At 71.8% G+C, this 21,798-nt stretch carries 22 protein-coding genes and 1 tRNA gene; 6 read left to right on the plus strand and 17 right to left on the minus strand.

Features of this window, described 5'->3' with window-relative positions:
- Window positions 1-90: 90 nt before the first annotated feature.
- The 3 genes from AC5WRL_RS11075 to AC5WRL_RS11085 form a co-directional block, all read right to left on the minus strand.
- On the minus strand, window positions 91-1,779 hold the full coding sequence (locus AC5WRL_RS11075; RefSeq protein WP_496088235.1) for a sel1 repeat family protein: 1,689 nt from the start codon (window positions 1,777-1,779) through the stop codon (window positions 91-93).
- Window positions 1,780-2,130: 351 nt separating this feature from the next.
- Window positions 2,131-2,204: transfer RNA gene (locus AC5WRL_RS11080), tRNA-Met, on the minus strand.
- Between the two features lie 67 nt (window positions 2,205-2,271).
- A complete protein-coding gene (locus AC5WRL_RS11085; protein WP_496088236.1) occupies window positions 2,272-5,070 on the minus strand; it encodes a UPF0182 family membrane protein in 2,799 nt (932 codons plus the stop codon).
- Window positions 5,071-5,358: 288 nt separating this feature from the next.
- On the opposite strand from AC5WRL_RS11085, the gene AC5WRL_RS11090 reads away from it, so the two are divergent.
- Complete coding sequence (locus AC5WRL_RS11090) at window positions 5,359-5,919, plus strand: PPA1309 family protein (protein ID WP_496088237.1); 561 nt, start codon at window positions 5,359-5,361, stop codon at window positions 5,917-5,919.
- Window positions 5,920-5,974: 55 nt separating this feature from the next.
- On the opposite strand, the gene AC5WRL_RS11095 is transcribed toward AC5WRL_RS11090, so the two are convergent.
- From AC5WRL_RS11095 to AC5WRL_RS11110, 4 genes are all read right to left on the minus strand, one after another.
- A complete protein-coding gene (locus tag AC5WRL_RS11095; protein ID WP_496088238.1) occupies window positions 5,975-7,066 on the minus strand; it encodes a YlbL family protein in 1,092 nt (363 codons plus the stop codon).
- A 25-nt stretch (window positions 7,067-7,091) separates the two neighbouring features.
- Complete coding sequence (locus AC5WRL_RS11100) at window positions 7,092-7,316, minus strand: hypothetical protein (protein WP_496088239.1); 225 nt, start codon at window positions 7,314-7,316, stop codon at window positions 7,092-7,094.
- A 105-nt stretch (window positions 7,317-7,421) separates the two neighbouring features.
- The gene (locus AC5WRL_RS11105) at window positions 7,422-7,877 is read right to left on the minus strand and encodes a molybdenum cofactor biosynthesis protein MoaE (RefSeq protein WP_496088240.1); all 456 of its coding nucleotides are present in this window, start codon (window positions 7,875-7,877) and stop codon (window positions 7,422-7,424) included.
- 331 nt (window positions 7,878-8,208) lie between these two features.
- Window positions 8,209-9,348: an SDR family oxidoreductase gene (locus AC5WRL_RS11110; RefSeq protein WP_496088241.1), complete on the minus strand. Its 1,140-nt coding sequence runs from the start codon at window positions 9,346-9,348 to the stop codon at window positions 8,209-8,211.
- A 133-nt stretch (window positions 9,349-9,481) separates the two neighbouring features.
- On the opposite strand from AC5WRL_RS11110, the gene AC5WRL_RS11115 reads away from it, so the two are divergent.
- Entirely contained in the window at window positions 9,482-10,924 is a 1,443-nt protein-coding gene (locus AC5WRL_RS11115; protein ID WP_496088242.1) for a zinc-dependent metalloprotease, read from the plus strand.
- Entirely contained in the window at window positions 10,921-11,451 is a 531-nt protein-coding gene (locus tag AC5WRL_RS11120; RefSeq protein WP_496088243.1) for an NUDIX hydrolase, read from the plus strand. Before AC5WRL_RS11115 ends, AC5WRL_RS11120 begins: the two co-directional genes overlap by 4 nt.
- Window positions 11,452-11,536: 85 nt before the next feature.
- Here the strand turns inward: AC5WRL_RS11120 and AC5WRL_RS11125 are convergent, their stop codons facing one another.
- Both AC5WRL_RS11125 and AC5WRL_RS11130 read right to left on the minus strand, forming a co-directional pair.
- Window positions 11,537-12,370 (minus strand): methyltransferase domain-containing protein, encoded by an 834-nt coding sequence (locus AC5WRL_RS11125; protein WP_496088244.1) that lies wholly within the window; start codon window positions 12,368-12,370, stop codon window positions 11,537-11,539.
- Between the two features lie 118 nt (window positions 12,371-12,488).
- Entirely contained in the window at window positions 12,489-13,259 is a 771-nt protein-coding gene (locus AC5WRL_RS11130) for a transposase (protein ID WP_496088245.1), read from the minus strand.
- A 104-nt stretch (window positions 13,260-13,363) separates the two neighbouring features.
- Here AC5WRL_RS11130 and AC5WRL_RS11135 point away from each other — a divergent pair, with 104 nt between their 5' ends.
- The gene (locus AC5WRL_RS11135; RefSeq protein WP_496088246.1) at window positions 13,364-13,600 is read left to right on the plus strand and encodes a helix-turn-helix domain-containing protein; all 237 of its coding nucleotides are present in this window, start codon (window positions 13,364-13,366) and stop codon (window positions 13,598-13,600) included.
- Window positions 13,597-14,583 carry a serine hydrolase domain-containing protein gene (locus AC5WRL_RS11140; RefSeq protein WP_496088247.1) on the plus strand — a complete coding sequence of 329 codons (987 nt, stop codon included), beginning with the start codon at window positions 13,597-13,599 and terminating at the stop codon, window positions 14,581-14,583. The genes AC5WRL_RS11135 and AC5WRL_RS11140 overlap by 4 nt, the downstream gene beginning before the upstream one ends.
- A gap of 59 nt (window positions 14,584-14,642) precedes the next feature.
- Here the strand turns inward: AC5WRL_RS11140 and AC5WRL_RS11145 are convergent, their stop codons facing one another.
- From AC5WRL_RS11145 to AC5WRL_RS11165, 5 genes are all read right to left on the minus strand, one after another.
- Window positions 14,643-14,834 carry a hypothetical protein gene (locus AC5WRL_RS11145; protein ID WP_496088248.1) on the minus strand — a complete coding sequence of 64 codons (192 nt, stop codon included), beginning with the start codon at window positions 14,832-14,834 and terminating at the stop codon, window positions 14,643-14,645.
- Window positions 14,835-14,973: 139 nt separating this feature from the next.
- Window positions 14,974-15,729, minus strand: coding sequence for an AIM24 family protein (locus AC5WRL_RS11150; RefSeq protein ID WP_496088249.1), 756 nt, complete (start codon window positions 15,727-15,729; stop codon window positions 14,974-14,976).
- 19 nt (window positions 15,730-15,748) lie between these two features.
- Window positions 15,749-16,438: an AIM24 family protein gene (locus AC5WRL_RS11155; protein WP_496088452.1), complete on the minus strand. Its 690-nt coding sequence runs from the start codon at window positions 16,436-16,438 to the stop codon at window positions 15,749-15,751.
- 10 nt (window positions 16,439-16,448) lie between these two features.
- Window positions 16,449-17,945: a TerD family protein gene (locus AC5WRL_RS11160; protein WP_496088250.1), complete on the minus strand. Its 1,497-nt coding sequence runs from the start codon at window positions 17,943-17,945 to the stop codon at window positions 16,449-16,451.
- Window positions 17,946-18,034: 89 nt separating this feature from the next.
- Window positions 18,035-18,613: a M48 metallopeptidase family protein gene (locus AC5WRL_RS11165; protein ID WP_496088251.1), complete on the minus strand. Its 579-nt coding sequence runs from the start codon at window positions 18,611-18,613 to the stop codon at window positions 18,035-18,037.
- Window positions 18,614-18,807: 194 nt separating this feature from the next.
- Between AC5WRL_RS11165 and AC5WRL_RS11170 the strand changes: the two genes are divergently transcribed.
- Window positions 18,808-19,983, plus strand: a complete 1,176-nt coding sequence (locus AC5WRL_RS11170) for a TOMM precursor leader peptide-binding protein (RefSeq protein WP_496088252.1) — start codon at window positions 18,808-18,810, stop codon at window positions 19,981-19,983.
- Between the two features lie 576 nt (window positions 19,984-20,559).
- Here AC5WRL_RS11170 and AC5WRL_RS11175 read toward each other — a convergent pair.
- The 3 genes from AC5WRL_RS11175 to AC5WRL_RS11185 all read right to left on the minus strand — a co-directional run bounded on the left by AC5WRL_RS11175 (window position 20,560) and on the right by AC5WRL_RS11185 (window position 21,706).
- Window positions 20,560-20,892, minus strand: coding sequence for a putative WhiB-interacting protein (locus AC5WRL_RS11175; RefSeq protein ID WP_496088253.1), 333 nt, complete (start codon window positions 20,890-20,892; stop codon window positions 20,560-20,562).
- On the minus strand, window positions 20,889-21,248 hold the full coding sequence (locus tag AC5WRL_RS11180; protein WP_496088254.1) for a WhiB family transcriptional regulator: 360 nt from the start codon (window positions 21,246-21,248) through the stop codon (window positions 20,889-20,891). Before AC5WRL_RS11180 ends, AC5WRL_RS11175 begins: the two co-directional genes overlap by 4 nt.
- A gap of 98 nt (window positions 21,249-21,346) precedes the next feature.
- Window positions 21,347-21,706, minus strand: a complete 360-nt coding sequence (locus AC5WRL_RS11185) for a hypothetical protein (RefSeq protein ID WP_496088255.1) — start codon at window positions 21,704-21,706, stop codon at window positions 21,347-21,349.
- Window positions 21,707-21,798: the final 92 nt, after the last annotated feature.

Below are 21,798 nucleotides of genomic sequence, written 5' to 3' on the forward strand. Positions count from 1 at the left end.
TGCGCCAACAGCCCCGGACCGGCCGGGACATGACCGGCGGACCGTGAACGTGGCGACCACAGGCCGGGGAGGGGGTGGCTTCCCCGGCCGTCAGGCCGTCAGTTCCTGGCGCAGTGCCTCGCGCAGCCTGGCGGCGCGTTCGGCGACCTCCGGGGGCCCCAGCTCCATCGCGCGGGTGCACCAGATGCCGCCCGCGTCCAGGTCGCCCCGGCGCGAGGCCAGCAGTGCCAGCCGCAGCGCCGCCCGGCCGTGGCCGGCCTCCGCCGCCCGCGTCCACCACAACGCCGCCTCCGGCTCGCTGCCCTCCCGGGCCAGCAACAGCCCAAGGTTGAACGCGCCGTTACGGCTGCCCGCCTCGGCCGCCGCCCGGTACCAGCGGGCCGCCGTCACCACATCGCCCCGGGCCGCCGCGCACATCCCGAGCCGCACCTGCGCCCGCCGGTGCCCACGCTCCGCCGCCCGCTCGTACCACTCCTCGTGCTCCGACTCCGGATCGCCGGCGTCGGCGGCCTCGTCGGCGCCGCCGCCCTCGGCCCGCAGCGCCCGCCGCTCCAGCAGCACCGCCAGCCGGAACGCGCCCTCCACGCTGCCGCCGTCCGCCGCCACCCGCAACTGCTCCTCCGCGCGCCGCAGATCGGCCTCGCCGGAGCCGGGCCGCAGCAGCCCGACCGCGATCTGGAGCGCCGCCTCCGCGTGCCCGGCCGCCGCCGCCTGCTCGTACCAGCGCCGCGCGACCGCGGTCTCGCCGCGCCCGGCGTGCAGGATGCCCAGATTGAACGCGGCGTCCACGCTGCCCGCCTCGGCCGCCTTGGAGAACCACGGCTCGGCACCGGCCGCGTCACCGCGCTGGAGCAGCAGCACCGCCAGCGCGTTGGCCGCCTCCCGGTGGCCCGCGTAGGCGGCCCGCCGGTACCACTGCTCGGCCTGCGCCGCCCGGCCGGCCTCCACGCTCAGCAGCGCCAGGTTGAACGCGCCGTTCATGTCACCGGCCTCGACCGCCGCCCGGTACCAGCGCTGCGCCTCCTGCCGCTCACCGCGCTCGGCGTGCAGCGCGCCCAGCGCGTTGGCCGCCGGGCCGTCGCCGTCGCGGGCCGCGCTGCGCCACCACTGCTCGGCGCCGTCCGCCTCGCCGGCGTCCCGCAGCAGAAAGCCCAGCGCGCTGGCCGCCTTGGCCTCGCCCGCCTCGGCCGCCGCCAGGTACCAGCGGCCCGCCTCGTCCAGCGCGCCGGACGCCTCAAGCAGCGCGCCGAGCCGCAGCGCGGCACGCCGGTGGCCGCGCGCCGCCGCCTGCCGGAACCACGGCTCGGCGGCGCTGCCGCCCCCGTCGGTCCGGGCGGCGAGCAACGCGGCATAGCGGTAAGCCCCTTCGCGGTGGCCACGCTCCGCGGCCACCCGGAACCAGCGGACGGCCTCCGCCGCGCCACGGTGGTCAAGCAGCGCGGCCAGCGCGTACGCGCCCGAGCCGTGGCCGCTCTCGGCGGCCTGCCGCAGCCAGAACTCGGCGGCCGTCTCGTCGCCCCGCTCGCGGTGGTGCCGGCCCAGCGCGTGCGCGGCCGGCGCCGAACCGGCGACCGCCGCGATCCGCCACCACTCGGCGGCCTCATCGGCCCGCCCCGACTGGGACAGCAGCACGCCAAGGTTGTTGGCGGCCGACCGCTCCCCCTCCGCCGCCGCGGCCCGCAGGCGCGGCTCGGCGGTTTCCAGATCGCCCAAGCGCAGCAGCCGCGCACCTTCCAGCGCGGCCGCATGGCTGCTCTCGAACCCTGCCTTGTCCCCCATAAGGTCCATAATCGCACCACCTGAAACCTGCGTACACCTGGTATACCGCAGCCAGTGAAGTCACTTGAGCGTTTTGTCGACTTCCCGATATGGATACATCCAAACGCCGCAGCAGGAGTGGAGTTGGTAGCGAATCCGGATGCATCGGTCCGTCGCCACGCAGTATGCCGCCCCGCACTGACAGAACAGCCGGAGCGACACAGCCGGTTGACCAGGCACAGGACACCAACAGGCGTACGGCGCACGCCGATCGCACCCCGGCGCACGCGGGCTTCCGCCACGCGTCAACACATGCCACCACACACAACAAAGAGGGCCCGGAACCTTGTCTGGTTCCGGACCCTCATGCAGTAGCGGGGACAGGATTTGAACCTGCGACCTCTGGGTTATGAGCCCAGCGAGCTACCGAGCTGCTCCACCCCGCGCCGTGTTGTGTTGCTTTGCCCCCTTGCGGCGACAAACAGAACACTACCACGGGGTGGAGACGCTCACTCACCCATCGGCCTGCTGGCCGCCGTCCCCGTCCTGCTCCTCGTTCTCATTGCGCGCCGCCGCGTCCGTGGACTGGAGATCGGCCAGCTCGCGCAGCGCCTGCTCCAGACGCGCCTGCGCCTCGCCGTACGCCGCCCAGTCGCCGTTCTGGAGCGCCGTCTGGCCCTCCTCATAGGCGGTCTGAGCCTCCTGCACCAGCTCCTCGGCCGTGCCACCGCCCGGCGTCGGCGGCGGGGTCTCCTCGCCCTCCTCCGGCGGAGTCTCCTCCGTCGGCGGCGTCGGCTCGGCGACCCCGAACACCACGTCCAGCGCCTCGTCGAGGGTGTCCTCGAACGCGGTCTGCTCGCCGTAGGTCACCAGCACCTTCCGCAGCAGCGGATAGTTGGTGCCGGCACCGCGCACGTACACCGGCTCGGCGTACAGCAGCCCGCCCTCAAGCGGCACGGTCAGCAGGTTGCCGTACTCGATCTCCGAGTCACCGCGCTGGAGCAGGTTGATCTCCTGCGCGATGGCCGGATCCGAGTTGAAGCGGGACTGCACCTGCTGCGGTCCCCACACCGTGGTGTTCGACGGCAGGGTCAGGATCCGCATCGTGCCGTAGTCGTCGCTTCTGGTGTCCGCGTCCACCGCCATGTACGCCGCGAGCGTGTCACGGCCCAGCGGCGTGAAGGTGGTGGTCAGCGAGAACGTCTGCTGATCCTGGTCGGGCATCTTCATGCTCAGGTAGTACGGCGGCACCGACTGTCCCCGGTGGGTCGGGTCGTCCGGCACCTGCCAGCGCTCCGAACCGCTGTAGAACTGCGCGGCGGTGTCCACGTGGAACCGCTGGAGCAGATCCCGCTGCACCTTGAACAGGTCCTGCGGGTAGCGCAGGTGATCCATCAGCTGGTCGCTGATCTCCTCGCGCGGCTCCACCGTGCCGGGGAAGGACTTCATCCAGGTCTTGAGCACCGGGTCGTCCTGGTCCCACTCGTACATGGTGACGTCACCGTTGTACGCGTCGACCGTGGCCTTCACCGAGTTGCGGATGTAGTTGACCCGGTTCTCCTGGGCCACCACCTGTCCGCGCTCATCGGTCAGCGAGGTCTCGGTGGCCTCCCCCAGCGTGGTGCGCGAGGCGTACGGATAGCCGTTGGTCGTGGTGTACGCGTCCACGATCCACAGCACCCGGCCGTCCACGACCGCCGGATAGGGGTCGCCGTCGATCGTCAGCCACGGCGCGACCGCCTGCACCCGCTCCTTGGGCGTGCGGTTGTACAGGATGCGCGAACCCTCGCCGATCGCCCCGGAGTAGAGGATCTGCGGCTCGCTCATGGTCAGCGCGTACGCGGCCCGCTTGAAGTAGTTGTCCAGCTTCACGCCGCTGTCGCCGGTGTAGCTGTACTCGACCTCGCCGTCCTCGCCCGCGTAGTCGATCTCCTGCTGCGGGCCACCCACGATCGAGTACTGGGTGGTGTACTCGCCGTAGTAGATGCGCGGCTCGTACTCGCCGAGGTCACCCTCCGGCGGCAGGTCCTGCTCGATGAAGTCCGGCTGGCCGTTGCTGAGCACATTGGTGCCGCTGGCGGCCACCACGCCGAAGCCGTGGGTGTAGCGGAAGTGATCGTTGATCCAGTTCCGCTCCGGAACGTTGTTGACGTTCATCTCGCGCAGACCGATGACGGTGTCCGTCTCGCTGCCGTCCGCGTTCGGGTAGCGGTCCACATCCAGGGTGGCGGGGAACTGGTAGTACCCACGCACCTGCTGGATCTGCTGGAACGCCGGGGAGACCACGCTCGGGTCAAGCAGCCGGATGCTCGCCGTGGTGGACACGGCGCCGCGCAGCGTCTCCGGGTCGGCGTCGCTGATGCCCGTGTAGTCCTGGAGTTGGGCGTCGGCGATGTCGTACGACTGCTTGGTGGCGTCCAGATGCTTCTGGATGTACGGCATCTCCTTGGCCTGCTCGTTCGGCTTGACCTGGAACTGCTGCACCAGCGCCGGGTACACGCCGCCGATCAGCACGGCGCACAGCACCAGCAGACCGAGGCCCAGCACCGGCAGCTGCCACACCCGGCGCCACAGGGTGGCGAAGAACAGCACCGCGCAGATGGCGGCGATGATCGTCAGGATGGTCTTGGCCGGCAGGTAAGCGTTGGCGTCGACGTACCGCAGCCCGGTCCAGCCGCTGCTGTCCCGGAAGTCACCGCCCTTGAGCGCCAGGCCGTACCGGTCGAACCAGTAGGCGACCGCCTTCAGCGACACGAAAAGACCCAGCAGGACGGACAGGTGCCCGGTGGCCGCCGGGGTGATCCGGTTGCCGGGGGTGGTCACGCGCAGCCCGCCGTACAGATAGTGCACGATGGCGGCGGCGATCAGCGACACCACGACGACCGCGAAGCCGAAGCCGATCAGGAAGCGGTAGAACGGCAGGTCGAACGCGAAGAACGACACGTCCTTGTTGAACTGCGGGTCGGTGACCCCGAAGGAGGTGCCGTTGACGAACTGGAGCCAGGTGCGCCACTGGCCGGAGGCCGAGCCGCCCGCGATCAGGCCCACCAGGATCGCGACCCCGAGCAGCACCCACTTCTTGTAGGGGGCGATACTCATCCGGTAGCGGTCGAGGTTCTGTTGCTCCATCGACATCGCGCTCAGCGGCGGGCGCAGCTTGTGGGCCAGCCAGATGTTCAGCCCCACCGCCAGCGCCATCACCACCCCGAAGGCGGCGAACATCACGACCCGGGTGACCAGCTGGGTGCGGAAGACGCTCGTGTAGTCAACCGACCTATACCACAGCCAATCCGTCCAGAATCCCGCGAACATCGCGAAGAGAATGGCGAGACCGGCCAGGATGGCGGCGGTGATCAGCAGGCTCCGGGCGCCTCGGGACGGGCGTCCGACATTGAACCCCCGCCCGCCCGGACCTCGGGGGCCTCTGGGCCCGTTCGGACCGTTGGGGCGGCCCGAGCCCCGGTCCGGCATCTGGAAAGCCAAGGTGCGCACCTCAAAGATTCGCGGGTTGATGAAGCCGGGCAGCCCAGGGGGTGCCCACTGAACTAACTTACTCAAGCTTTACTCGGTTCCCGTTTCCGGGGCCCGGGAAGGCACGATATGCCCATGGACAACACGCCCCACACGCCTACGGCCGCCACACCCCTGACCCGGGCCGTACTGGAGATCGATCAATACACCGCCGGACTCGGCTGGGACCGGCCGGCGCTGCTCTTCGCGCTCGTCGACACCGCCCGGCTCCGCGCCAGCGAACCGGGGCTCGCCGACCGCCTCGAACTCGCGGAGGGCGCCGAACTCACCCCCATTGAGCAGGAAGAACTCCCGGACGGGCTGCCGCTCGACGAGTTCTTGGCCACCATCGCCTGGCCGGACGCGGTGGCCGGCTGCGCGCTGGTGGTGGAGCGGCTGATGCTGCCGCCGGCCGCCGAGGCGGCGGCGCCGAAGGAACTCCTGCGGGAGGGCGCGGAGGACCGGCTGGCGGCGTGGGTGGCCGAGCAGCCGGGGCGCCGGGAGGTACGGATGACGGTCGCCGTACTGCGGGACGGAAGCCGCGAATCGGCGCTGCGATTCCGGGAGAAGGACACCGAGACCGAGGTCCTGACCGGCGCCGATCTGGTACCGGGGCTGGCCGAGGCGCTGTCGGCGACGTTCGAGGAGTGACCGGCCGCGTAACAAAGCGATAACAACACTGGGCGGGTGGCGCGGAAGTGGGGCGTCAGCCCTTCGCGCACTGCGGCAGCGCGTCGGTGTCACCCGTCCTGATCCGCTCCAGGGCATCGAGCGCGCCCTGGAGATTCTCCACCTCGACCAGGGTCAGCCCGCCCGGCTTGTCGGCGGCGGCGGCCGAGCAGTTGTCCTTCGGGGTGAGGAAGTACTGGGCGCCCGCGTCCCGGGCCGCGATGGTCTTCATGGTGACCCCGCCGATCGGGCCGACCGTGCCGTCGTCGTCGATCGTCCCGGTGCCGGCCACGAACGCGCCGCCGGTCAGATCGTCCGGCGTGAGCTTGTCGATGAGGCCGAGCGTGAACATGAGGCCGGCGCTGGGGCCGCCGACATCGGCCAGCTCGATGTTCATCGTGAACGGGAAGGTGTGGGCGACCCCGGCCACGATCCCGACGATGGCCCGCCCGTCGTCCTCCGCCGCACCCGTGGTGATGGTGACGTCCTCGGTCTCGGAGGGCAGCTCGCGCCCGGCGTCACGGGCGGCCTCCGCCGCTGCCGCCGGCACGATGGTGAACACCACGTCCTCGCCCGCCTTGTGCTTGGTGACCTCCCCGGCCACCTGCCCCGGGTCGCTGATCTTCGTGCCGTCCACGGCCACGATCGCGTCGCCGGCGTGCAGCTTGCCGTCGGACGGGCTGTCCTTGACCACCGAGTCGACGATGGTCTGGGTGGTGTAGTCGATGCCCAGCTGGTTGAGGGCGGCCACCTTGGCGTTCTCCTGGGAGCGGCTGAACTGCTCAGCGTTCTCCTGCTCGACCTGGTCCGCGCTGACATTCTCCGGATAGAGCGTGCGGTGCGGGACGACGGCGCGGTCCTCGGAGAACCAGCCGGTCATGGCCTCCAGCAGATTCATCCGGTAGTTGATGCCGGTGACCCGCACGGTGGTCATGTTGAGGTGGCCGGTGGTGTCGTACGTCTCGTGGCCCTCGATGCTCAGCACCGGCTCGCCCGAGTAGTCGCCCAGGGTGTTGACGGTCGGCCCCGGCGACAGCTCCGAGTACGGCACCTTGACCAGCACTCCGGCGGTCAGCAGAGCTATCAGCAGCAGGGTGGACGTCAGCAGCGTCGCGGTGCGGCGGGGCATGCCTTGACAGTACGTGAGGGGCCGCTCAGCCGTCGGCCGGGGCCCGCTCCCCGAGTGAGGGCGACGGCTCGAACGTGGACAGCGGGATCGGGGAACGCTCCATGGCATCCCGGAACCGGTCGTAGCCGCGGACGCCCGCGGCATCGGCGATCCCGCCCACGCCGGTCTGGCGGCGGGTGGCCCAGACGCCCCACAGGCCGGCCGCCAGCGCACCGGCGACCGGGATCAGCAGCCATACCAGCACGGCCATGACCGACCTCCCACCTCCGCGAGCAGCTGAATGCTTCGGCAGGACAACGCTCGTACGGCGGTAGGAGTTACGCAACTGGAGCAGCGCACGCCCCCGGGCGTGTGATCATCCGCACGCGCCCACCCAGTCCTCGGTGCCGTCGTCGAAGGTCTGCCGCTTCCAGATCGGCACCTCCCGCTTCAGGTCGTCGATCAACCGGCGGCAGGCGGCGAACGCCTCGGCCCGGTGCGGGCAGGACACCGCCACGACGACGGCTATGCCGCCGACCGCGAGCGTGCCCGTACGGTGCACGGCGGCCAGCGCCCGCACCGGAAAGTCGGCCGCCACCTTCTCGGCGACCGCGCGCAGCGCGTCCTCGGCACCGGGATGCGCGGAGTACTCCAGCGCGGTGACGGCCGCGCCGGACGGGTGATTGTCGTGGTCCCTCACCGTCCCGACGAACAACGCGGTCCCTCCGGCCCCGTCATCCCCCACCGCCCCGAACACCTCATCGACGGACAGCGGGGTCCCCCGCACGGCGATCAGCCGCACCGGACCGGACTCGGACACGGACGCATTCATGACACTCGCCTGCCTTCACACGAGGAGACCGGAACCACGGGCACCGTACCCCCACCCGCCCCACCCCGAAGCCGCCCGACGGCGCACGGCACCGAGACCACCGGGCCGGAGCCCCTCAGCAGCGACCCCCGGACTCCGCCGGAGGGCACCGCCACACCGGCCACCGGCCAGGCCAACAACAGGCCCGCGAGCCGAGCCCGCCGACCACGCCGAAGGCGGGCGGTGACAGCGGCTCGCGGGCCGGGGGCGGCCGGGTGCTCCGTCCACCGTCAGTGGTCCGCCAGGCGGCAGCGGCCCGCGCCCGTACGCGGCCCACCGCGCCGGAGGCGACTCAGCGGCGGCGGGCCTTGCGGGCTCTTCTGACCAGGGCCGCCGTGCCCACCAGGGCGACCGTGGCGCCGGCGGCGCCCAGGGTGGTCGCCGCGTCCTTGCGGCCCAGCCGGCGGCCGGCCACCGTGTGCCGGCCGGCCACCTCCGTGAGCAGTTCGGCCAGCACCTCCTCATTGGTCCATTCGGGCCGCCACCCCGCCTCGTACAGCTTGCTGCCGCTCACCACCCACGGATGCATCGTGTACGCCAGATCCCCGGCCGGCGACGGCGTCAGGCCGAGCCGGTGCAGCCGGCCCGCCGCGCCCAGGGCGACGGCCGGGGGCAGCTCCATCCGGCGGATGCCGGACAGCTCCTCGACCTCCTCCTGCTCCAGCCAGCCGTCGCAGCCCACCGCGAGCTCGCCCTCGACCCGCTCAAGCGCCGCGTACTCCAGCGCGCCCACCAGGTCCCGCACATGGCAGAACTGCCAGCGCGGCCGGGAGCCGGCCACCACCAGCAGCCGGGGCGACTCGAAGTACCGGGTCAGCGCCGTGTCCGTGCCGCCGACCAGCACGGCGGGCCGCAGCACCGTCACATTGAGCCCGGGGTGCGCCCGTGGCGCCCGCCGCGCCAGGTCCTCGATCTCCAGGAAGTCCCCGACGCAGGTGGCCTCGGCCGTGGCGCGCAGCTCGGCGTCCTCGGCGAGCGGCAGATCGTTGTCCGGCAGCGCGCCGTAGACCATGGCGGAGGTGACCAGCACCACGCGGCGTACCCCGGCCGCCGCCGCGGCCGTCAGCACGGTCTGGGTACCGCGTACGTTGTACGCGGTACGGATCGCCGGGTCCGACTCCAGATCCAGGTCGAGCGCCAGATGGACGACCACGTCCACCGGGCTGTCGTGCTCGGGCGACTCGCGCGAGATGCCACGGGTGCGCAGCAGCTCGGCGATGGCCGGGTCGCGGACGTCGAGGGTGTGCCACTCGGCGCCCTTGGCGTCACCGAGGCGCTCGTCGAGCGCCAGCACACGGTTGACGTCCGGCGTGGCCAGCAGCCGCTCGGTGAGCAGCGCCCCGACCCCGCCGGCGGCGCCGGTGACCGCGACGGTCAGCGGCGCCTTGGGGCCGTTTCGCGCTGCGCGAACGGTTGGCTCCGGGGAACTCACAGGACTTCTCCAGCGGTTGTTTCAGTACGACGTGCGCAGGCCCCATCCTGCCTGAGAGGTGTCTAGGCTGGAGGCAGAGACCAGCGATTCAGGCACGTTGGTTCCGTCCGACGACACAGAGCCGAGGATTCCCGTGAGTAACTTCCCCTTCGGATTCGGCCTCCCGGATGACCCCGACGACGGCGACCCCGGCAAGAAGAAGGACGGCCAGGGCGCCGGGCAGGGCCGGGGCGGCGGCGAGCTGCCCGGTGGTGATCCGCTGTCGGCGATGTTCGGCTCGCTGGGGGCCGGCGGCCAGCTGAGCCCGCAGGACCTGGGCGCCGCGTTCCAGCAGCTGGGGCAGTTGCTGTCGTACGAGGGCGGCCCGGTGAACTGGGAGCTGGCGCAGAATGTGGCCCGCCAGACGGTGGCGCAGGGCGCCGCCGACGGTTCCAAGGACGCCAGCGTCGGCCGGGCCGAGCGGGAGCAGGTCGAGGAGGCCATGCGGCTGGCCGATCTGTGGCTGGACGGGGTGACCGCGCTGCCCTCGGGCACCGGCACGGCGGTGGCGTGGAGCCGCGCCGAGTGGGTCGAGGCGACCCTCCCGGTGTGGAAGGAGCTGGTGGACCCGGTAGCGGAGCGGGTCGGCGCGGCGATGGGCGATGTACTGCCGGAGGAGATGCGGGCCATGGCGGGCCCGCTGCTGGGCATGATGCGCTCGATGGGCGGCGCGATGTTCGGCACCCAGATCGGCCAGGCGGTGGGGGTGCTGGCCGGTGAGGTGGTGGGTTCGACCGATATCGGGCTGCCGCTGGCGCCGGCGGGCAAGGCGGCGCTGCTGCCGGCCAATGTGACGGCGTTCGGCGAGGGCCTGGGCGTGCCGCAGGACGAGGTGCGGCTGTATCTGGCGCTGCGCGAGGCGGCGCATCAGCGGCTGTTCGCGCATGTGCCGTGGCTGCGGTCGCATCTGTTCGGCGCGGTGGACGGCTACGCGCGCGGCATTCAGGTGGACACGGAGAAGCTGGAGGGTCTGGTCGGGCAGCTGGACCCGAGCCGGCCGGAGGAGTTGCAGGAGAAGCTTCAGCAGGGGCTGTTCCAGCCGGAGGAGACCCCGCAGCAGAAGGCGGCGCTGGCCCGGCTTGAGACGGCGCTGGCGCTGGTGGAGGGCTGGGTGGACGCGGTGGTGTACGCGGCGGCCGAGCCGCATCTGCCGGCCGCCTCGGCGCTGCGCGAGACGCTGCGGCGGCGCCGGGCGACCGGTGGGCCGGCGGAGCAGACATTCGCCACGCTGATCGGTCTGGAGCTGCGCCCGCGCCGGCTGCGGGACGCGGCCCGGCTGTGGGCGTCGCTGACGGACGCGCGCGGCGTGTCGGGGCGGGAGGCGCTGTGGGCGCACCCGGATCTGCTGCCGACGGCGGAGGACCTGAACGACCCGGACGGCTTCGTCCACGGTGAGCAGCCGGACTTCTCGGAGCTGGACCGGATGCTGGGCGAGGCGTCGTCGCAGCCGCCGCGCCTGGAGAAGGACGGCGACAGCGACGAGGACGGCAAGGGCGAGGACGGCAAGGACGGCAAGGGCGGGGACCGGCCCGCGTGAGCACTTTGCACGAGGACGCGGCGCGGGTGCTGGCGGCGTGGCCCGCGCCGGACGGCGCGCAGGACAAGCTGCGCGCCGAGTACGTAGCCCATCTGGCGGCGCACCCGGACGGCATGTGGAAGTCCTGCGCGGCCGGTCATCTGACGGCGAGCGCGCTGATCGTCGACCCGGAGCGGCAGCGGGTGCTGCTGACCCTGCACCGCAAGCTGCGGATGTGGCTCCAGACCGGCGGCCACTGCGAGCCGGGGGACGGCACCCTGGCGGACGCGGCGCTGCGCGAGGCGACGGAGGAGTCGGGGGTGCCCGGCCTGCGGCTGCTGCCGCTCCCGGTGAACCTGGACCGGCACCACACCCCGTGCGCCGACCACCTGGACGTCCAGTACGCGGCACTGGCCCCGGCCGGTGCCCGGGAGGCGATCAGCGAGGAGTCGCTTGAGCTGCGCTGGTTCGGCTACGAGGAGGTTCCGGAGGTCGCGGACGCCTCGGTGGTCCGCCTCCTGACCCGCACCCGCGCGGCGCTGCGCTAGGGGGTGTCGTCAGGGTCCCGCCTGCCCCTCCGGGCGGACGGCGCTCCTTTGACGACATCCCGCGGCGCTGCGCTAGGGGGTGTCGTCAGGGTCCCGCCTGCCCCTCCGGGCGGACGGCGCTCCTTTGACGACATCCCTGGACCGCCCCCGGGGCGGAGGCCGCGGCCACGAAGAACGGCACGGCGACCAGGAAGCGGCCGGTCCCGGCGCGCCGCCACTGTTCGGCGAGCCATGCCTCCGCCCGGTCCGGGTCGACGGCGCCGGCGGCGCGGGCCGGCTCGGCGAGCCGGGTGACCAGCGACAGCATGGCGGGATCGGTGAACACACTCAGGTGCGCCTCGACCGTGACCTCGTCGAAGCCGCCGTCCAGCAGCAGGCCGCGGTACTGGCGGCCGGCCCGGGGCGTACCCAGGAGGTCGGCACGGGCGTGCACGATGGTCCGGGCGAGCACCGGGTCGTCCGAGTCGATCATGATGCCGTCCCAGTCCTGGCCGACCAGGACGATCCTGCCGCCCGGGCACAGGACCCGGCGCGCCTCTGCCAGCGCGCGCCCTGGGTCCGGAAGGACGTGGAAGACCTTTTCGGCCCGGTAGCCGCGTACGCTGCCGTCCGTGAACGGCAGTTCCTCCGCCCCCGCCGCCCGGAACTCGGCCCCCGGCCACCGCTCCCGGGCCACGGTCAGCATCCGGGCGCTGGGGTCCACGCCCACCGCGTGCACGCCGCGTCCGGCCAGTTCGGCGACGGCTCGTCCGGCGCCGCAGCCGACATCCACGACGGTCGAGCCCGGTACGGGGGACAGTAGTTCGTAGGAGCGGTTCCGCAGCCGGGTGGCATCCGGCATTCGGTCCGCGGCGTCGAGGACGGCCAGCATGGCTTCGGTGTCGCGGTGTTCCGCCACCGCTTCCTGGTTCTTGGACATGCGCGTCATGCTGCGACTTCATGTCGGCATGAAGTCAAGCGGAGCCGGATCCAAGAGCTGTCCCGCAAGTTGATTTGTGGTGAGTCGGTTCGCAGTCGCGGGCTGTCGTTGCGGCGGCTCAGCCGGTCAGGGTGAGGTTGTGAAGGCGGGCGATGCCGGCCATGGCTTGGGCCACGCCCTGGCCTCGGAGGCGGCAGTCGCGCAGCACGTTCCAGCGTTTCATGCGCGCGAAGGTGTGCTCGACTCGGGCGCGCACGCTTCGGTGCGAGGCGTTGTGCTCCTCTCTCCACTCGGCCAGGGGCTCGTCCTTCGTCTTGTGGCGGTGCGGGACGATCGCGCTCGTGCCCCGATAGCCGCCATCGGCGATCACCGTCGCGTTCCGCACCGCGTATTCGGTTCCTGACTCCGCATACGCCTTGCAGTCGTTGCGGTTGCCCGGCAACGGCTGGCCCACGGTGACCACCGGTTGGGTGTCGGCGTCGACAACTACCTGGTGGTTGGTTGAGTACCGGCAGTTCTTGCTCTTGGCGCTCACGGCATGGTCGCGCGTGGGCACCAGGGCCCCGTCGACGATGAGTACCGTCTTGCGGGCGAAGCGTATCCGCGGCCGGAGCGCCAATTTCGGGGCCAGAACGCTGATAGTGCGGTCGGCGGCCGACTTGGAGGTCTCGAAGAGGGCTGCGATCTGGCGCATGGTGAGGTTGGTACGCCAGTAGGCGGTCACCGGCAGGACACGGTCTTCGAAGGCGAGTTTCCACGGCCGCCCCTTGAGTGGCGGGTCGGCACCCTCGCGCCGCAGTTGGCGGATGGGCTTGGTGAACTGGCGGGCCGACAGCCCGCTGAACAGCTCGGTCATCGCCTCGTCCGCTGCTGTGATCACGCCCGCCACCCCGTCATGCTTACACGCGTCTCGACAGCGTCCGGGAGGCGTTCTTCGGTTGGCGGCGTCAACTTTGATTGACGCTTCAGGCTGCGGTCAACTAAGGTTGACGCATGGATGTGGAACAGTTGACCGAACTGGCGGCATCGACGGCCGACCACGACCCGTTGGTTGGGTTGGGCGCCGTGGCGCGACTCCGCGCCGAGACGGAACGCATCGAAGCGGTGCTGGTGCGCCGCGCCCGCAACAACGGTGCCACGTGGCCGCAAATCGCCGCCGTCCTGGGTGTCTCGAAGCAGGCAGTCCACAAGAAATACGCCGGTCGGGGCCTGTTCGGCGGTCGGTCATGACCGCCGGGATACACGGCGACCAGCAGCTCGTTGCCAGGCTCGGCGAACTGTTGGGCTCGCGCCACCCGGTCGCCGCGGCGGCCGTGGTGACGCCCGAGGGCAGGCACGTGGCGAGCCGCGAAACCGACCTCGATGCTGACTTCGAAATCGGCTCGATCGCGAAGGCCGTCACCGGGCTGCTGTACGCCGACGCCCTCACCCGAGGCGAGATCGCCCCCGACACCAGCCTCGGCGAACTGCTGCCCCTGGGCGACGTCCCCGCCGCACGGGTGACACTGCGCTCGCTGAGCACACACCGGTCCGGCCTGCCCCGGCTACCCAAATCCGCACGACCATGGCGGCGCACCATCGCCCTGTGGCGACACGGAACCAACCCCTATGGCGAGAACCTCGAACAGCTCCTCGACCAAGCCCGGGATGTTCCGCTGGGCAAGCCACGGTCCCGCTACTCCAACCTCGGATTCGAACTTCTCGGACACGCCCTCGCCCGCGCCGCCACGACGACCTATCCAAAGCTCGTCCAACAGCGCATCGCCACCCGGCTGGAACTCGACTGCTTCTACGTCCCGGGGACCGCCGACGAGCTTCGCCCCGGGGCGCTCAACGGCAGAAGCCGCCGGGGACGAACGCGGCAACCCTGGACCGGTGAGGGAATCGGACCGGCAGGCGGCATCCGGGCCTCCATCACCAGCATGGCCCGCATCACAGCGGCGATACTCGACGGCAGTGCCCCAGGCGTCGCCGCACTTGATCCGATCGCCCCGTTCGGCGCCGGCGCCCACATCGGCGCCGCGTGGATCACGATCCAGGTGAAAGGCCGACCAATCACCTGGCACAACGGCGGCACCGGCGGCTTCCGGTCCTGGCTCGGACTCGACCGCAGCACCGGCACCGGCGTCGCCATCCTCTCGGCCACCGCCGCACCAGTCGACCGTCACGGGTTCACACTCCTGGCCGAGCACAGCCGCACCAACGGCCGATAACACGATCAGGGCACCTCCACCCACCAACAGCAGACACTTGCGGGACGGGCCTTGGGGCCTCAGCCGGGCCCGACGATGTGCCACCGGCCCACCAGGCCGTACTGGGAGTCGTAGATGTCCGAGGCGTCCCCCGGGGCCAGCGGATAGTGGTGGAGATTGCCGCCCCAGTAGCGCAGGACGCGGCCCAGTTCGGCGGCGGTGTCCTCCTCCATCCGGCCGGCTTCCAGATCGACTTCGAGCAGGAACTTCATGTCTCTCTCCCGGTGACGACGGCACTGTCTCAATGGTGTCATTGACGTACCCTGTGAGACTTCTAGCGCCATGGCCCCGGGAACACTGGGGCCCGTGCCCCGAAAGTCTCAACCGGACCGCAGCCGCACCGGCCATCGCCTAGCGCGGTCCCCAGGCGCCGCCCTGGCCCAACCCCGGCCCCGCCGCCGCGCGGCCCGGGGTGGGGAGGCGCTGGCCGAACGAGGTGTGCTGGGGCGGCAGCAGCTCGCTGGGCTGCACCACCGCGTACCCCTCCCCCATGAAGCTCAGCTCCCAGCCCTCCCCGGTGGCACCGCGCCGCCGCCAGATGGAACGGGACGCGGTCTGCGCCTGCATCTGCACCCGCAGCCCGGTGCTCCACGCGACCACCGCGTCCGCGTCGGCGCTCACATAGCGGTCCGGGGTCACCGGCATCACCAGGGGCGCGCCGGAGGTGGTGATGGCGACCTTGCCCTGCCCGCTGATCACGAGGTTGTACGCGCCCGCCCCGGCGATGCCGTGCTGGCTCTCCACCGAGATGACCTCCCAGTGCAGATGGGAGTCGAAGGCGAGCACATAGGCGCTGTCCACGGTCAGCCCGTCGTGACCGACGTCCAGGACATGGATGTGCTGGGCGAGGTTGGCGAGGTAGACGGTGCCCTGCCCGAAGCAGCGCATGAGTGGCAGGACTTCGCCGGTCGCCCACTGGGCGTACTGCTGATGCCTGCTCAGATACTCGCCGTCGAACTCCACCATGCCCTCGAAGGCCACCATGGAGCCGGCCCGGGCCACCAGGTCCTCGCCCTCGCCCACCCGGACCCGCAGCATCCGGCTGCTCTGCGGGGCGAAGCGATCGGCGGAGTCGGTCACCGTGTGGTTGAAGATCGTGCTCTGCATGCCCTGTTCTCCCCCGTGCCTACGCCTGCGGCTGCTGCTCGGTGAGCCGCTCGGTGCTGTCTTCGCTGGGCTGGACGACGACGAAGCCCTCGCCGCTGAACCCCAGCTGGTACGCCTCGCCGCTGCCCCGGCCGATCAGCGAGGACGCCTTGAAGCTGCGTTTGCCCTTCATCTCCAGGCCGGTGGACCAGGCGACCAGCGCGTCGGGGTCCACGAAGATCTCGCCCTCCCGGGCGCAGTCGATGACCACCGGGATGCCGCGGCTGGTGACGGCGACCCATCCCGTACCGGAGATCCCGAAGTTGAACAGGCCCTGCCCGGCGAACTTCGCCATGCCCTTGACCCGCTGCACACCCCAGGTCAGATGGGCGTCGAAGGCGAGGACGTTGGTGGCGTTGACGGACAGGTTCTCGTCGTTGAGGGGGACGCAGACCACGTTGGCGCCGTAGTCGGCGAGGTAGAGGATGCCGTCGCCGTGGCAGCGCATGAGGGGGACGCTCTCGCCGCTGAGCCACTGGGAGGCGACCCGGCGCAGCGCGGCGGGGTTGGACTCGTACTGGATGAAGCCCTCGTAGGCGACCATGGAGCCGGTCCTGGCCAGGAGTTCGGCGCCGGTCCGCATGGCGACCTTGGCCATGGTGGGGCCGTGGTTCTCCATCCGGGCGGTGGGCGGGGTCGGGGCGTGGCCCGACACCATGTGCTGATCCATCATCGCTCCGTCAGATCTCGAACGGCTGGACGATCACAAAGTTCCCGGGGGCGCCCCGGAACTGGAGCTGGGTGGTCTCCCCGCTGTCCCCGGGGTAGGCGTGGCGGCGCAGTCGTACCTGATGGGCGACCAGTACCTGGGCGGCGGCGGACCAGGCGACGGTGGCGTTGGCGTCGGTGAAGGTCATGGGGGTGACGGGGAGGACGAGGGGTTCGCCACGGGTGGTGATGACGACGGTGCCGTGGCCGTGGAACTGGAGGGCGTAGAGCGAGCCGCCGGGGATGCCGTGGCCGTCGATGCGGCGTACCTCGTGATCGAGGGATTCGTCGAAGGCGAGCACGTGCTGGGAGGCCACGCACAGGGCGTCGCCCTGGAGTTCGACGGGGTGCAGCCGGGTGGCTTCCTCGGCGAGGTAGACCTGGCCGGTGCCGGTGACGCGCATGAGGGAGCCGAAGCCCTCGCCGGTCATGCCGCTGACGAGGCGGCGCTTGAGGCCGCTGCCCTTGTAGGCGAAGTCGACGTCGCCCTGGTAGAGCACCATGGAGCCGAGCCGGGCCATGACGGGCCGGCCGCTGTCGGCGGCGAGGTCGATGCGGACGAGCTGGGGGTTCTGGAGGCTCCAGCGGCCGGCTTCGGTGCCGAGCGCGCCGTACGCGTCCAGGGCGGTCCGTATTCCGCCGGAGGGCGGTGCGGGCAGCGGCGCCGGGGGCTGCGGCTGGGCCGGTGCCTGTCCGAACCCGACGGGCGGCCCGGTGGGTACGGGCGCGGGCGGTGCCACGGGCGCGGGCGGCGCGGCAGGTGCGGGTATGGGTACGGGTGCAGGTGCGGGCGGTGCGGCAGGTGCCGGCGCGGGGTCCGGGGCCGGTACGGGCGGGGGCGCGACCGGCGCGGGCGCCGGGCCCGGGCCAGGGGGCGGGGCGAAGCCGGGCACGACGGGGGCCGCCGCCGGCGCCTCGTCCTGCTCCTCCGCCGCCTGCTTCTCCTCGACCTCACCGCCGAAGTGCGTGAGCAGCGCTTCGAGTCCGCCGTCGAAGCCCTGCCCGACCGCCGCGAAGCGCCAGCCATCCTTGCGGTAGAAGTCGCCCAGCATCACGGCGCGCTCGGTGGTGAACTCCGAGCCCTCGAACGCGTACCTGACGACCTCCTCGCCGCCCGCCACGATGCGCAGCCAGCCGGGCCCGGTCTGGGCCATCGTGCCGTCGCCGTCGATGGTGGCGGTGAAGGCGAGCCGGTCGATGGCGGCGGGCACCCGGTCCAGGGTGACGCGGAAGGATTCGGTGTCACCGGCCTGCGGGCCCAGCAGTCGCAGCGATTCCTCGGGCGAGGTGTGCTGGTTGTAGAAGATGAAGTACCGGTCGTCGGTGAGGCGTTCGTCCGCGTCGAGGCCGAAGCAGCTGATGTCGAAGGTCATCCCCGGGCCGGAGATCTGGACGCCGACGTACAGGTCCGTTCCCAGCGTGAGATCACTGAGCCGGGCCTTCTGGCCGCGTTGGAATTGCCTGACCATGCGTAACCGACCGTCCCCCGCCCCGATCCGAATGAACTCCGCGGGTCAGCCTAGTCCTTGGCACCGACAGGGGGTTGCCGAGCGGCCGGTCAGTCGGGCGAACCGCAGGGGATGTACGGCAGCCGCTCGGCGGCCACCACGCCCTCCAGGAAGCCGCGGGCCCGCTCGGTGCGGGGGTAGGCGTCGAGCAGTTGCCAGAAGCCGTCGCCGTGGCCGGGCACCAGCAGATGGGCGAGCTCGTGGAGGAGGACGTAGTCGATGACGTACTCGGGCATGCCCTGGAGCCGGTGGGAGAGCCGGATGCTGCCCATGGCGGGGGTGCAGGAGCCCCAGCGGGAGTTCTGGTTGGTCACCCAGCGGACGCTGTCGGGGCGGGCCCGGCCGCGCAGATAGCGGGCGGAGAGCTCGGCGGCGCGCTGCCCGAGCGCGTCGTCGTCGAGGATGCGGCGGTCTTCCTGGGCGGCGAGCTTCTCCAGCATGACGGAGACCCAGCGCCGTTCCTCGTCCGCCGACATCCGGGCGGGGATGAGGACGACGGTGCGGTCGCCTTCACGGTAGGCGGAGACCGTACGCCGGCGGCGGGTGGAACGGCGCACCTCGACCGCCCGGTCCACCGGGGGGCCGTGCCGCGGCGGGCCGGCGCTGCTGTTCAGCGGATCGGCGGTCACACTTCGACGTTACCCGCTGACAGCCGGATATGTCCCGCCTGGCGGCTCCGGAGCGGATAAGCAACATCAAACCGTTCCGCTTGTCAGACCATATCCACTGATTGTGGATAACTTTCCGCGATGACGGAGGGTGATCGGGCACGCTGTGTAATGGATCGACCGCGACGAGCGAGTGGAAATGTGGGGGATGACCGATGCATCCGATGATCAAGCCGGCCCTGCGCCGTGGCTGGCGGGACGGACGCACACTGCGCTTCGGGGTGACCCCGGCGCACGCGGTGCTGCTGGGGCCGATGGATACGGCCACCCAGAGCTTTCTGACCCTGCTGGACGGCACGAGGGGGCTGCCGGCACTGCGGGACGCGGCGGCGGCGCTGGGCCTTGGCCGGGCCGCCGCCGACCGGATCGCCCACCGGCTCACCGACCTGGGGGTCCTCGACGACGCGGACGCCGAACGGGAGGCCGCCGCCCGGATCACCGAGGCCGCCCGGCCCGATCTGGCCTCACTCTCCTTGGTGCACCGCGAACCCGGCCGGGGGCTGCGCCGACTGCTGGAACGCCGCCGGGCCTGGGTGCGGGTCCGCGGCGCCGGCCGGGTCGGCGCGGCGGTGGCGGCCACCCTCGCCCAGGCGGGCGTGGGCCGGGTGGAGGTGATCGACGGCGGCCGGGTGGCGCCCGCCGACACCGCGCCGGGTGGGGTGCGCGCCGACCAGCAGGGCCAACGCCGCGCCGTGGCGGCGGCCTCGGCGGTGAGCACGGCGATCCCCTGGCAGCGGGACGGCGGCCCGCCACCACCGGCGGAACGGCCGGGCGGCCCGCACCTGGTGGTGCTCGCCCCACGGGACGGCATCACGGCCTACGCCCCCGACCCGGCGACCACCACCGCGCTGGTCGCGGCGGGCACCCCCCATCTGTACGCGGGGGTGGTGGAGGCCACCGGCTTCGTCGGGCCACTGGTGCGGCCGGGGCACACGGGATGCGCGGAGTGCCTGCTGCACACCCGCGCCCGGGACGAACCGGGCTGGCCGCTCCTGGTGGCCCAATGGCGCAACTCCCGCTCCCGCGCCACCCCGTCCTGCGATGCCGCGCTGGCCCAGACCATCGCCGGCCTGACGGCGGCCACCGCCCTGTCCTTCCTGGACGGCACGCCCCCGCCCCCGCTGAGCACCCGCACGGAACTCTCCCTGCCCGACCTGAACTTCACCACCACCACCCACCCACCCCACCCCGACTGCCCCTGCGGAGCAGCCGCCCGCACCACAGCCACCGCCCCAGGACCAACAGCCGGCACCCGCCCCGGGACCGGGACCGCCGAGAAGGCCCGCCCAGCACACCAACAAGCCACCAGCACGGCAAGCCGCCGACCATGACCCGCAACGGCGAGACCGGCGCCCCAACCGCGGCAACCGACCGGGCGCGAACCGGCACCACGGACGGCAGTCCGGCACCGTGGCCCGGAGCCCACCACGGGCGGCACCCCGACCCCCGGCCCGACGAACCCCCACTGCCCACACCCTGGGCTCCCCGGCGGACCCCGCCATCGGCGGCCGACACCACACGGCCGGTCGGCCCCGCCGGCACGGTGGGAGAGCGAAGCCCGCCACCGCGCCGGCGAACGCCCGGCAGGCTCCCGGGGCGCGTTCCGCCCCGGGACGAAGCCCCCGACCACGGGCAGAGACCCACCGGACGGGTTCTCGCCCGCCGCGCGGCGGCCACGCGGCCGGAGCCCCGGAGCGCACGGCCGGAGTCCGGCCGGCCGGTGCCCGGTGTGCGCGTGCCGGGCCGGGGGCGCGACCCCGGCGCCCCGCCATCCACCCGGCGTCGGCCGCCTCCGATCCCCACCGGCGCAGCCCATCCTCCTCGGGCTCGGCCGAGTGCGGCGGAAACGCGGAAGCCCCCGCCGGGGCGGGGGCTTCGGGTCGGGTTGGGTCGGGTGGGGTCGGTCGTCAGCGGTGGAGCAGGACCGCTTGGGCCAGGGCCCGGCGGGCCCGGTTGGAGGCCCGTTCGGCCCGGGCCTGGAGGCGGCGGGACTTGCGATGCAGCCGGTCGGCGATCGCCACCTGCCGCGCCATGCGTTGAGACTCGGCTTCGCGCACGCGTTCGCTCATATGGGAGCGGGCCAGCGCTTCTGGGATGAGATGCAACTCAGTGATCCTGTTCTGGTCCTGGCCTGCGGCAATCGCGGCCAGATCTGCGGTGGTTCTGGTCAGTGGGCGGATGCGTTCGATCCGCTGGGGGCCGTGGGCGGCCGGGCGTCCGATGGTGCCGTTGATGTTCATGAGGCCAGGACCGGGTTCTTGCGCGGGCGACCACGGGGCCGCTTCCGGGGCACGACCACGCCCTGGACGAAGAGCTCACCGCCCCAGACTCCCCACGGCTCACGCCGCTCCTTGGCACCGGCCAGGCACGCCTCGCGCAGCGGACAGGCGCCGCACAGGGACTTGGCGTACTCGACGTCCTCGGGGGACTCGGCGAAGAACACTTCGGGGTCGTAGGAACGGCACGGCACGGTGGCGTCGAGCCGCTCGATGGCCTCGTCGAGTTCGTTGAGGGTGTACAGCGGGGTCACAGAAGTCTCCGGATCGGGTGGTGAGTTCAGGTCAGGTCGGGCGGACGGCGCGATGGGCACGGTCATGTCCTCGTTCTTTTCTGTTGTCGTGGGCAAAACAGAAGGGCCGCGGATCCCGGTGTGGGTTCCGCGGCCCTGGAAGGTGCCGACCTGATCTGTGCCGATCAGGCTGGGTCAGTCCAGGGTTTGAGCCCGCGGAGGGCCCACATCGTGTGGAGCTGGGTCTTCTGCTGTCCGAACAGCTGATTCGCTGCCACTGCCGCTGCGCCGGCGCCGTTGGCTGCTGCTGCGACCGCTGCTGCGGCATAGGCGTCCGATGCCTGTGCCACTGCCGGTGCTGCTGCTACCGCGGGCGCCTGGATCGGTCGCTCGGCGCGATCGACGCGCTCAATGCGCACCTCACGCGCGGCTTCGCCGCCGAAGACACCGGTGGCGAGGGACAGCCGCGAGCTGCCGGGCAGGCAGGAGGAGACGACGTCATGGCCGGACAGCCCGGACAGTTTCGTCAGAGTGATGCTCGCCACTGGAATCGCCTCCCTTGAGGAGTCTCGGCGGGACAGGAATCTCATCCTGACCCGAGGCATACGGAATCGGTACAACTCAGTACAGCACGGCT

The sequence above is a fragment of the Streptomyces sp. NTD107 genome, from assembly GCF_059510435.1.

What these genes read in the sequence shown, in the direction of transcription:
- AC5WRL_RS11155 (WP_496088452.1), bottom strand. Translation starts at nt 16,438, where the DNA reads ATGGATCAGCACATGGTGTCGGGCCACGCCCCGACCCCGCCCACCGCC.
- AC5WRL_RS11085 (WP_496088236.1), bottom strand. Translation starts at nt 5,070, where the DNA reads ATGTTCGCGGGATTCTGGACGGATTGGCTGTGGTATAGGTCGGTTGAC.
- AC5WRL_RS11160 (WP_496088250.1), bottom strand. Translation starts at nt 17,945, where the DNA reads ATGGTCAGGCAATTCCAACGCGGCCAGAAGGCCCGGCTCAGTGATCTC.
- AC5WRL_RS11125 (WP_496088244.1), bottom strand. Translation starts at nt 12,370, where the DNA reads ATGTCCAAGAACCAGGAAGCGGTGGCGGAACACCGCGACACCGAAGCC.
- AC5WRL_RS11075 (WP_496088235.1), bottom strand. Translation starts at nt 1,779, where the DNA reads ATGGGGGACAAGGCAGGGTTCGAGAGCAGCCATGCGGCCGCGCTGGAA.
- AC5WRL_RS11090 (WP_496088237.1), top strand. Translation starts at nt 5,359, where the DNA reads ATGCCCATGGACAACACGCCCCACACGCCTACGGCCGCCACACCCCTG.
- AC5WRL_RS11135 (WP_496088246.1), top strand. Translation starts at nt 13,364, where the DNA reads ATGGATGTGGAACAGTTGACCGAACTGGCGGCATCGACGGCCGACCAC.
- AC5WRL_RS11095 (WP_496088238.1), bottom strand. Translation starts at nt 7,066, where the DNA reads ATGCCCCGCCGCACCGCGACGCTGCTGACGTCCACCCTGCTGCTGATA.
- AC5WRL_RS11150 (WP_496088249.1), bottom strand. Translation starts at nt 15,729, where the DNA reads ATGCAGAGCACGATCTTCAACCACACGGTGACCGACTCCGCCGATCGC.
- AC5WRL_RS11170 (WP_496088252.1), top strand. Translation starts at nt 18,808, where the DNA reads ATGCATCCGATGATCAAGCCGGCCCTGCGCCGTGGCTGGCGGGACGGA.
- AC5WRL_RS11140 (WP_496088247.1), top strand. Translation starts at nt 13,597, where the DNA reads ATGACCGCCGGGATACACGGCGACCAGCAGCTCGTTGCCAGGCTCGGC.
- AC5WRL_RS11180 (WP_496088254.1), bottom strand. Translation starts at nt 21,248, where the DNA reads ATGACCGTGCCCATCGCGCCGTCCGCCCGACCTGACCTGAACTCACCA.
- AC5WRL_RS11105 (WP_496088240.1), bottom strand. Translation starts at nt 7,877, where the DNA reads ATGAATGCGTCCGTGTCCGAGTCCGGTCCGGTGCGGCTGATCGCCGTG.
- AC5WRL_RS11100 (WP_496088239.1), bottom strand. Translation starts at nt 7,316, where the DNA reads ATGGCCGTGCTGGTATGGCTGCTGATCCCGGTCGCCGGTGCGCTGGCG.
- AC5WRL_RS11145 (WP_496088248.1), bottom strand. Translation starts at nt 14,834, where the DNA reads ATGAAGTTCCTGCTCGAAGTCGATCTGGAAGCCGGCCGGATGGAGGAG.
- AC5WRL_RS11175 (WP_496088253.1), bottom strand. Translation starts at nt 20,892, where the DNA reads ATGAACATCAACGGCACCATCGGACGCCCGGCCGCCCACGGCCCCCAG.